This is a genomic window from Streptomyces sp. NPDC001056, from assembly GCF_053598955.1.
The window spans coordinates 174930-184773 of the sequence record NZ_JBSFLI010000014.1 but is presented as its reverse complement, the minus strand read 5'-3'; the positions used below and the strand labels follow the sequence as shown (position 1 = coordinate 184773).

8 protein-coding genes and 2 pseudogenes are annotated in these 9844 nt (G+C 71.7%); 6 read left to right on the top strand and 4 right to left on the bottom strand.

Annotation, left to right across the window (positions count from 1 at the left end):
* On the bottom strand, window positions 1-363 hold a 363-nt coding region (locus ACWDD7_RS19005), incomplete at its 3' end, for a helix-turn-helix domain-containing protein (protein ID WP_450458157.1).
* 265 nt (window positions 364-628) lie between these two features.
* On the opposite strand from ACWDD7_RS19005, the gene ACWDD7_RS19000 reads away from it, so the two are divergent.
* Together ACWDD7_RS19000 and ACWDD7_RS18995 are read left to right on the top strand one after the other, a co-directional pair.
* Entirely contained in the window at window positions 629-1006 is a 378-nt protein-coding gene (locus ACWDD7_RS19000) for an effector-associated constant component EACC1 (RefSeq protein ID WP_285555474.1), read from the top strand.
* Window positions 1003-2400 (top strand): caspase family protein, encoded by a 1398-nt coding sequence (locus ACWDD7_RS18995; protein WP_450458156.1) that lies wholly within the window; start codon window positions 1003-1005, stop codon window positions 2398-2400. Before ACWDD7_RS19000 ends, ACWDD7_RS18995 begins: the two co-directional genes overlap by 4 nt.
* Window positions 2401-2528: 128 nt before the next feature.
* Here ACWDD7_RS18995 and ACWDD7_RS18990 read toward each other — a convergent pair.
* Window positions 2529-2660: pseudogene (locus tag ACWDD7_RS18990) on the bottom strand (telomere-protecting terminal protein Tpg); the annotation flags it as partial.
* 224 nt (window positions 2661-2884) lie between these two features.
* Here ACWDD7_RS18990 and ACWDD7_RS18985 point away from each other — a divergent pair.
* The 3 genes and pseudogenes from ACWDD7_RS18985 to ACWDD7_RS18975 form a co-directional block, all read left to right on the top strand.
* A complete protein-coding gene (locus tag ACWDD7_RS18985; RefSeq protein WP_285555472.1) occupies window positions 2885-3160 on the top strand; it encodes a hypothetical protein in 276 nt (91 codons plus the stop codon).
* Window positions 3160-3582, top strand: a complete 423-nt coding sequence (locus tag ACWDD7_RS18980; protein ID WP_450458155.1) for a hypothetical protein — start codon at window positions 3160-3162, stop codon at window positions 3580-3582. The genes ACWDD7_RS18985 and ACWDD7_RS18980 overlap by 1 nt, the downstream gene beginning before the upstream one ends.
* Window positions 3583-3766: 184 nt before the next feature.
* A pseudogene (locus tag ACWDD7_RS18975) lies at window positions 3767-5020 on the top strand (DUF4158 domain-containing protein); the annotation flags it as partial.
* Between the two features lie 161 nt (window positions 5021-5181).
* Here the strand turns inward: ACWDD7_RS18975 and ACWDD7_RS18970 are convergent.
* Window positions 5182-6267 (bottom strand): DUF5937 family protein, encoded by a 1086-nt coding sequence (locus ACWDD7_RS18970; RefSeq protein WP_450458154.1) that lies wholly within the window; start codon window positions 6265-6267, stop codon window positions 5182-5184.
* Between the two features lie 99 nt (window positions 6268-6366).
* Between ACWDD7_RS18970 and ACWDD7_RS18965 the strand changes: the two genes are divergently transcribed.
* Entirely contained in the window at window positions 6367-7608 is a 1242-nt protein-coding gene (locus ACWDD7_RS18965) for an MFS transporter (RefSeq protein ID WP_450458153.1), read from the top strand.
* Between the two features lie 87 nt (window positions 7609-7695).
* Here the strand turns inward: ACWDD7_RS18965 and ACWDD7_RS18960 are convergent, their stop codons facing one another.
* A complete protein-coding gene (locus tag ACWDD7_RS18960; protein ID WP_450458164.1) occupies window positions 7696-9843 on the bottom strand; it encodes a bifunctional serine/threonine-protein kinase/ABC transporter substrate-binding protein in 2148 nt (715 codons plus the stop codon).
* Window position 9844: the final 1 nt, after the last annotated feature.

Here is a 9844-nt window from a genome sequence, read left to right as displayed (position 1 = left end):
GCCCTGGATGGTGTAGGTCAGATGGAAGCGCCGGCCGATCACCGTCTTGATCCGCGCGAGCGTCCAGCGTTGGTCCTCCCAGCCGTGCGCGGCCGACCCCTTGGCCAGCTCCGCCTCCAGCTGGGTGAACTGCTTCTCGCTCAGCCTCGGCAGCGACGCCGGTCCCTGCGACCGCAGAGCCCTCGGGCCGCCCTCGGCCCACATCCGCCGCCACCGCTGCACCGAGCGGACGCTGACCCGCAGGTCCTTGGCGATCACCGAGCTCGCCTCGCCCTGGGCAAACCTCTCGGCCGCCTTGAGTCGTAACACCTCGCGGAACTGCTGCCGTTCGACGGTCAGCCCGCCCCCTTGTGGATACCGCATGCCCCGGTAATACCGCACGGGCGACGAGCCGTCAGCCCCTACGACACCACGAGTTCAACCTCAGTAACAGGCCCGCGTGTTCGCTCCTCCTCGCGCTCCAAGGCTTGCTCGGGCACCTTCCTGCCGCCGGCGTGCCGAGGCCGGCACCAGCGTCGCCCAGTTCGTGGACAGTTCCTGGCCCGCTTGTCCACCCTCCGACCTCGCTGGTCCACTTTTCCGTAGTCCGGGACTGACGGGACGGAATCTGAGCCAGGATGGACCCGTGATGAGCGAAGGCGAACGGGAACTGTGGTTGCGCGTATCAAGTTCGGAAGACGAACTGCGGTCTTTGAGGGACTGGTTACGTCATGAGGACGGACTGCGGGGCAGGGTGCGGGCATTCCAGTCCCCGCTCTCTCCGGGGGAGATGGGCGGAGCGCTGGACGCGCTCGCGGTGGCCGTCGGATCCGGAGGTATGGGCGCGGTGCTCGCCAACTGCCTGTCCACCTGGATCAGCCAGCGACGCTCTGACGTGCGGATCACGGTGAGCACGCGGGACGGCCGCACCGTAGAGGTGGATGCCAAGGGCGTCGACCCGCAAGCGCTCGCGCGGGATATCGAGCGCATGCTCAACAGCGATGAAGCAGAGGGAAATCCGCAGTGACGCGGTTGCCTGACCCAGACCGCTCGCGCGCCATTCTCATAGGCACCGGCACCCACGCCGACGGATCCGGTCTGCCCAGTCTGCCCGCCATCGGCGCCAACCTCGCAGACCTGCGGCAGGTGCTCACCGATCCGGCCACCGGCTCCCTGCCAGTGGAGCATTGCATCACCGCAGCTGATCCCGCCACCGCGGGCGAGGTGGGTACCCTCCTCGCCCGCGCGGCCGCGGAAGCGACCGACCTGCTGTTCGTGTACTACGGCGGGCACGGGCTGGTGGACGACCGGGGCAGGCTCCACCTCGCGTTACCCCGCACCGATGCAGCAGACATCCGCTGGACCGCGCTGCCGTTCGAAACCTTACGGGAGGAACTGCTCGACAGCCCGGCGGCGATCCGAGTGCTGGTCCTGGACTGCTGTTTCTCCGGACGGGCCATCGAAGCGATGACGAGCGGGCACAGCACGGTCGCCGGGCAGATCGACGTTGCCGGTACTTACACGCTCGCCTCCACCTCCGCGAACGCCGTCGCCTACGCGCCCGAAGGCGCGACGCACACGGCATTTACCGGCGCCCTGCTCAAAGCCCTGAGAGGGCCGGTGGCGCTGAGCCTGGACGACCTCTTCGACGAGGTGCGACGCGATCTCGCAGTGCGCGATATGCCGCGACCTCAGCGCCGGGTGGTCAACAACGCCGGCAATCTCGTCCTGGTGCGTCCCCCTGATCCAACGGCGCCTCGCCCCGCCCCTGCGGGCGACCCGCCTCCCACCGCGTGGACAGACCCTGGCGCCTCTGCTCCGCCTCTGCCCCTGTGGCACCAAAGCGGCGTCACAGCCTCGCCGCGGCCCCGACGTCCGAAGGTAAAGCTCCACATTCCGGCGGGGGCGTGGCTGCTGCTTGGCGTCTCGCTGGCCGGACTGATCGGATGGTATTGGCTGGACGCGGAGACGCACTGGGACAAGGACAACCTCCGAGAGGCGGTGCAGCTAGCGGCTGTGGAGCTGGGCAAACGGCCGAAGTTCGCCGACGCACCTCTCGAGGGCTACATCGCACAGCTCATCGACGAGTCGGGCAAAGGGCCACCCCACGGATTCACACCCTCGGTGAAACACGTTACGAAGACCGACAGCGACGGCAACGTCAGCGACAGCAACGCTGGTGACTACGAAGTCACCAGCCAAGACGTCGACCTCGTCTTCTGCATGCACGTCACCACGACTCTCAAGACTCCCGGCCACGACCTGATCTCCGCGACCGTCACTTTGTCCGCCACGGTCACGGATGGAACCTGCCCCACCGCCGGCCCCCCGGGCGCCGGTAACGGATCGACTCCGTCATCGACACCCTCGAAAACCGCTCTGGGGCCTGTCCGGCGGAGATGGGCCGGCTCCCCGCCGTAGACCGGGTGCGCTTCGGCACCGCGGCTCCGGGGCAGCACCGGGCGGAGCTCGATGGCCGACACCGAACCGGCGTGCTGCCCGGATACGCAGCGGCGGCGGTCGAACCAGAGCACGGGCGGCACCCTCCTTTTCAGGCTGCCGGCGCGGCGGCCGCTGTCCTGGAAGTACACCTCGCGCAGTGCCTCGGCGGCGACCTGCTGAAGTTCCTGGTCGCCGGCATCGGCCCCCTGAACGTCGAAGGAGGGGGCGGCGCGCTGGGGCCACCCGCGAATCGAACGATCACAGCAGCACCCGCGTCCGGCAGGGCTCTCCCGCCTCACCACCTTGACGGGGGCTCCCGGGGAGGACCGTGCGCGGAAGGAGCACCCTCGCCCGGACACGAAGCGTCTCGAGAGTTGTCTTCCGCGCGCGTGGGCGGGGCTACCGAGGCATGGTGCCGCCGTTTCCTCTACCCGTGGTAGAGGGGCGCGGTAGAGTGAGGGGTATGGCAGCAGACGAGACGAGCATCAAGGTGAGTACGGCCGCGCGGGACCGGCTCGCCCAGCTGGCGGCCGAGCACGGCACCACCATTCGCAGCCTGGTGGAGGACCTCGCGCAGGGCACGCCCACGCAGGCCGAGTACGCCGAGCGGGCCGAGCTGGCCCGAGCCGAGCTCGCCTCCGCCCTCGGCAGCGCGCCGAGCCCGGAAGCCGAGGCGAGGGCGAAGGCCCTGCTCGAGCGTCTGGGCGGCGCCGCGCACAGCTCGCAGGCGGCCGCATAGTGGCGACGATCGCGGTCGTCCTGGACCACACGACCGCGGGTGCGTTGTACGACCCGAAGGACCCGTTCAACGAGGCGGTCGCCGCGTTCTACGTCCAGGCATCCGGCGGACTCGGCGACCTGTACGCGCCGGTGCTCTCCCTGACGGCCGGCGACACCGACCGGCCTGGGCTGCTCGGCTACATCAAGGGCCTGCGGTTCATCCGGATCGAGGCCTTCGACACCGACGCCGCGGTCACCGCCACCGAACTGCTGCGCTTCGGACACTCCTGGGCCGCCGTCCACGCCATCCACGCCGCCCGCCCCTCCCCCACACACCCCACCGGCCGGTACCTGCTCACCCTCACCCCCAAGGCGTACGCGGGTACCGGCGTCCAAGCCGTCCACCCCGACCAGTGGCCATCAGCCGCCCCGACCGGCTGAGGACGATCGCCCTCGCCTGCCCTGCCGTCGCGATCGTCGCATGCACCCGGAGCGTCTTGGGGGTTGAGGAACATCCATGTCAGATCGTGCGCTAAGCCCTTGCGGCCCTGATCGGCACTCTGACCTGGGCTGATCGTACGGCGCAGCCTTCGCGGGTCGGTGTTGTCGATCTTCGGAGGGTCTGGTGACGGTCGAGTTCCTGTCGGATCAACAGGCAGCCCAGTACGCGGCGTTCCAACGGGGCGCCGTCTCGTGCGGAGCTGGAGCGGTACTTCCTCCTGGATGACTCGGATCTGGAGAAGGTGCAGGCCAAGCGGCGTGCGCACAACCGGCTCGGGTTCGCGGTCCAGCTGACGAGCGTGCGCTACCTGGGCCGGTTCATGCCGGACCCGTGGCAGGTGCCTGCGGAGGTCTCCGAGTACCTCGCCGGGCAGCCGGGGATCGCGGATGCGTCGTGCCTGAAGGAGTACGGCGAGCGGGACGGGACGGCCCGTACGCACGCTGGGGAGACCAGGAAGCCGGGGGCCGGCGGGACTTCGCCGAGGTGCGGGACGAGCTGAGCGAATGGCTGGACGCGCGGGCCTGGACGACCGGTGACGGGCCGAAGTCGCTGTTCGACGCGGCGGCGGGGTGGCTGCGCGAGCGCCGGGTGCTGCTGCCCGGGGCGAGCCGTCTGGCCCGGCTGGTGGGCACAGTCCGGGAGGCGGCGAACAACCACCTGTGGGACACCCTGTACGGCCTGCTGAGCACCGGTCACCGGCGGTCGTGGACTCGCTGCTGACAGTGGAACCGGGGGCGCGGGTCTCGGAGCTGGACCGGCTCCGGCGGGGCCCGGTGCGGATCTCCGGGCCGCAGATGAAGTGGGCCTTGGAACGGGTCGGGGAGATCACCGACCTCGGAATGGGCGAGGTGGACGTGTCCGGGATACCGCCGCGGCGGCTGGCGGAGCTGTCGCGGTACGGCGTCGACGGCAAGGCGTCACTGCTCAAGCGGCACGGCGAGTCCCGGCGCCCGGCCACGCTGCCGGCCACCGCGGTCTACCTGACGTCCCGCGCGGTCGATGACGCCCTGGATCCACTGGAGGTGCTGATCGCGACGAAGCTGCTCGCGCGGGCGGAGCGGGAGACGGCGAAGGAGAAGCTGAAGACTCTGCCCAGTGAAGCGGGCCGGGATACGGCTGGCCACCGCCTTCCGGGTCGTGTTCGACACCACGGCTGAGCAGGTCGACACCGACACCGGGGAGATCAGCCCTCCGAAGGTCGAGACGCTGGAGGCGATGTGGGCGGAGATCGAGCAGGTGGTGCCGCGTCACGAGCTGGCGGCCGCGATCGCCGCGCTGTTCGAGCTGACCCGCCGCCCGGCGGCCTGCGTCCGCTGCGCGGCCCGGACGCCACCGACGAGGAGTGACCCGGCCTGGCCTGCGCCGCCGGATGGGAGGACCTGGAGGCATGGCCAGGAGGAACGTCCGGCGGTGCAGCCAGTCCGCTGCCCGGCTGCCCGAGGGCAGCAGGCGGTCGCGCCGGGACCGCTCGGCGGTCTGCCGAGTTGGACGATGTTGCGAAGGCGGCGGTCGCTCGCGTTCTGGCAGACCGAACCTACTCAGCGCAGTACGGCTGCCAGCAGGTCGGCTCCCAGCGCCGTCAGATCGGGCAGATTGACGGTGTAACGGACGTAACGCCCCTGCCGACGGGCCGTGAGCAGGCCCGCGCGGCGCAGGACAGCGAGGTGGCGGGAAACCTCGGGCGATGAAAGTTCCCAGGCGTGGGCCAACTCACCGGTGGTGTGCGGGCCGCGGGCCAGGGTGCGCAGCAGCCGCAGCCGTACCGGATGCGCGAGTGCCTCCAGCCGTAGCGTGACCGTTTCCAGCGATACCGGCTCCGATGGACTCGCCTCGGCCACGGGGTACTGCACCACCGGCTGCCATCCGGGCGCGTGGACCACCACCAGGTGCGGGCGGCCGAAGACACTGGGGATGAAGGTGACCCCGGTGCCGTGGGCGGCGGTTGCATTGTCCTGCAGCTTGTCCACGACGATGCGGTCGCCGTCCGGCGCCAGGGCCACGGCGCCGGAGACCGATGCGAGTGCCGCCCCGGTGCCCTGGCGCTTCAGCAGGTCGTTCTTCAGGCGCAGGTCGGTGGCGAGTTGCGGGACGACGCCCGTCCAGGCGGTGTCGAAGAAAGCCTCGGCGCACTGTTCGAGGGTGTCCCGCACCCGTGCCCGTACGGCCGCCGGGTCCGCGAGCAGCCGTTCCGCGAAGGCCTCTTGGAGCGCGCCGCGGGCCTGGGCGAGGTCCAGGGCGCGCTCACGCGCCGTCGCGTCGGCGAGCGGCGACGGCGCGGCGAAGTGGACCCGGTTGCTGCCGCACGTGGTAACGAGCGCGGCGGTCACATAAGTTTCATCGTCGATCCGGTCCACATCGTCCAACTCTTCGGCGAGGGTAAGCCGGGGGCTAGCGGGGACCAGGAAGTCGGCTCGTGAGGAACGCCAGAGGAACTCTGCCTCCCTGAGCCGCTCGGCCAGCTCCGGCCGCAGCCCGGCCCAGACGTCCCCGGCCCAGCCGGCGAACTGCGGGTGATGCGCGGGTTCGGCCAGCACGTGCAGCATCGCGGTCAGCTCGGCCAGCGGAGAGGCAGCGAACCGCAGTCGCCCGGACGGCAGGCCGCCGATGTCGATCCTCAACGTCATCCCCTCATTATCGCTGGTCGGCTGGCCGACGACCGCGTCGATTGACGATGTCCGTCAACCGACATGGGCGGCCCGGCGGCCGGACGCACCGTTGACGCCATGGCAACCACCACCAAAGTCCAGCTGCGCGCCCTCATCCGTGCCTCCGGAGGCCCCCGCTATGCCGTCGCCGTGGCCGTGGACGCGCTCGGCACCGGCCTGCTGCGGCCCTTTCTGCTGCTCTACGGGGTGACGGTGCTGAGGCTGTCCGCGTCGGCCACCGGCATCGCCATGACGGCCGGCATCGTCGCAGGGCTGGCGTGCATGCCCGCTGTCGGCCGATGGCTGGACCGGGGCGCACGCAGCACGGTCGTGGCAGCGTCGATGCTGATACGGGTGCTGGGCGTGGCGCTGCTGCTGGCCACCCCGGCGGGGCACATCCGGCTGTTCGCGGCGGCGGCACTCTTCCTCGGCATCGGCAACCAGGCATGGCCGGCCGCCCACGCAGCCCTCGTGGCCACGGTCGCCCACGGCCGCGAACGCGACGCGGCTCTCGCGGCAGGCCGTGCCCTGCGCAACGCCGGCATGGGCGCGGGCGCCCTCGTCGCCACCGCCTGTCTGGCGGGCGGCACCACCGCACTGCAGGCGCTGGCAGCCGTCACCGGGCTCGCCTATCTCACCGCGGCAGCCCTGGCATGGTCGGTCCACCTGCGCACGCAGCCGGCTGCTACCCCGGCCAAGGACAGGGCCCAGGTGCCCGCACCTCGGATGCGCACGCTGCTGGCCGCCAATGTCGTCTACGTCTTCTGCCTCAACGTCCCCGAAATCGCGCTCCCCCTGGTCCTGGTCACACAGTTGCACGCATCCCCGGTGTGGTCGGCAGCCATCCTCGTGGCGAACACGGCGCTGGTGGTCATCCTGCAGGTGCCGGTTACCGTCCTGTTGTCCCGCTTCTCCCGGCGCATCGTGCTGGCCCTCGCCGGCGTGGTGATCGCCGCGTCCTACCTCGGCTTCCTCGCGGCCACCTCACTGGGACACGGCTGGCGTGCCCCGGCCATCGCCGCGGTGTCCGTGCTCTGCACCGTCGGCGAGATCGCCTACGCCGGCAGCGCCACCGCGCTCGTCACCGCCCTCGCCCCGGCCCATGTCCTGGGACGCGCCCTCGCCCGCTTCCAGCTCTCCACAGGTTTCGGCCTCGCCGTCTCCCCGGCGGTCATCACCGCTCTCGCCTCCCACGGCCAGGCCGCCCTCTGGGGCAGCCTCGCCGCTACGACGTTGCTCTCCGCCACCGCCGTTGCCACTGAGAAGGATCAAGGAACGCGGCTCAGCGGTTGCTGCCGCCGGGCGCGAACAGGCTCGTGAGCTCGGCGATCGAGGTAGAAGGCCGGGCCTTCCGCCGGTACCCGGAAGCCTTGCAGGACGTCCTGGCGGGCAGTCGTGATCACTGTCCTAGGCCCTCACCTCCTGGTACTGGCCCAGGAAGAGCGGCGTCCCGTGCTCCACCCGCCACAGGAACAGCCCGGGTTCCTCCTCCACCTGCCCCGTGTGTGTCCGGAAGGCGATCGTCCGGGTGATGCCCCGGTACGACACGGCCCGCAGCCGTCGGGTGAGGTTGCTCCGGTCCACGGGGCCCTTTCCCGCGGTGGCGAGGATACGCGCGACGAGACCGAGGGCGTCGTAGGCCTCGGCCGCGCCCCAGCCGACGTTCTGGACGCCGTACCGCTTCGTGAACGACCGCACGAAACCGGCGGCCGGCGTCAGACGCGCCGGGTCCACGAACGTCGCCGAGAAGACCCACCCCTCGGTCGCCGCGCCGGCCGCTCGCAGGAACTCGGGTGTGAGGACGGCCTGGGTCGCGGCGGGGGTACCGGTGAACCCCGCCGCCCGTAGCGCCCGTGCGCAGGAGGCGGCGCGCCGCGAGGAGTCACCGCAGTAGACGACGGCCTGTGCGCGTGCCGCCAGGGCGGCGGCGACGGCGGGGCCGAAGTCACCGGTGTCGGCGGCGACCTGGTGCCGGATGACCGTGCCGTGGGACGGAGGGTTCGCCTCCAGGTTCTGGGCGATCAGCCAGCTGTAGTCCCGGGCCGCCCGGTCCTCGACGAGAAAGGTGCGGCGGGCCGGGCGCAGGCTGGTGAGATAGCGGACCAGGGGCGCGCCGATCGCGGTGTCGGAAGGGCGTAGCTGGAACACGGACGACGTGGGGTTCTGCGTGTCCACGGCGGCGTACAGGGCGTCTGAGCCCGCCCAGGCCGTCACCATCGGCAGCAACGCCTTCTTGTACCGGTCCGCGGCCGCCAGGGCCGTGGCGTCGGACGTCGGCCCGATCACCGCGCACACGCGGCCGTCCGCGACGAGGCGCCGGGCCACCTCCTTGGCCCGGCCGGCGTCCCCCGCGTCGTCGACGACCGTGAGGTCCAGGTCGAAGGGACGGTCCGCGCGCGCGTTGTGCTGCTCCACCGCCAGCCGGACCCCGCGCTCGACCGAGGTACCGAGCGTCTTGCCGGAACCGGAGAGGTCGGCCTGAACGGCGACGGTACGGCGCCGACGCGGGGCGGTGGTGGACGGCCCGTCGCCGCGACCGGTCAGCCAGGCGGCCGCGGTGCCGCCGGCGGCCAGCACGCCGGCGGCCACACCTCCCAGAACCAGCAGGCGCCTGCGGTTCGGCGCGGGCGACTCGTCCACCAGCGTGCCGGGCGCCGTAGGCCGTTCAGGCTCGGGCAGGCGCAGCACCTGGGCCGAGCGTTCGGCGATCACTGCGGGCAGCCCGGGTGGCAGCCAGTCGTCGGTGCCGAAGTCACCCAGTCCGGCGCGCAGTTCCGGCACGGTCGGGCGGGCGGCCGGGTCCTTGGTGAGACAGCGGGCGACCAGGATCCGCAGTCCGTCCTCCGTGATGCCGTCGAGGTGGGGCTCCTCGTGCACGGTCCGGAAGAGGACGGCGGGCACCGGTCCGCCGCCGAAGGGCGGCCGACCGGTCGCCGCGTAGGCGAGGACGCAGCCCAGGGAGAAGACATCGCTGGGCGGGCCGACTTCCTCGTCGCGGGCGCGAGCCTGTTCCGGCGAGAGGTAGCCGGGCGTGCCGATCACCACGTCGGTCGCGGTCAGGGCGGTGGCGCCGCCGACGCGGGCGATGCCGAAGTCGATGAGGCGGGGTCCGTCGAGGGCGAGCAGCACATTGCCCGGCTTGATGTCGCGGTGCACCAGACCGGCCGCGTGGACGGCGGCGAGCGCCTCGGCGAGCCGGGCCCCCAGCGCCCGTACGGTGGTCGGGGGCAGCGGCCCGTGCCCCGCGACGGTCTCGGCGAGCGAGGGCCCGGGGACGAAGGCAGTCGCGATCCAGGGTTCGGCCGCCTCCGGGTCGGCGGCCGTGACGGGCGCGGTCCAGCGGCCGTCGACCCGCGTGGCAGCCTGTGCCTCACGGCGGAAACGGGCCCGGAACCCCGGATCGGCGGCGTGCTCGGCGCGGATCACCTTCAGGGCGGCCAGGGAACCGCCCTGCGAACGGGCGAGATAGACGACGCCCATGCCACCCGCGCCGATCCGCGCGAGCAGGCGGTACCCGCCGACCGAATCCGGGTCCTGGGCGGTGAGCGGACGCACC

Bases quoted from the DNA above. Each gene is read 5' to 3' on its own strand.
- ACWDD7_RS18965 (WP_450458153.1), top strand. From the start codon at position 6,367: ATGGCAACCACCACCAAAGTCCAGCTGCGCGCCCTCATCCGTGCCTCC.
- ACWDD7_RS18985 (WP_285555472.1), top strand. From the start codon at position 2,885: ATGGCAGCAGACGAGACGAGCATCAAGGTGAGTACGGCCGCGCGGGAC.
- ACWDD7_RS19000 (WP_285555474.1), top strand. From the start codon at position 629: ATGAGCGAAGGCGAACGGGAACTGTGGTTGCGCGTATCAAGTTCGGAA.
- ACWDD7_RS18970 (WP_450458154.1), bottom strand. From the start codon at position 6,267: ATGACGTTGAGGATCGACATCGGCGGCCTGCCGTCCGGGCGACTGCGG.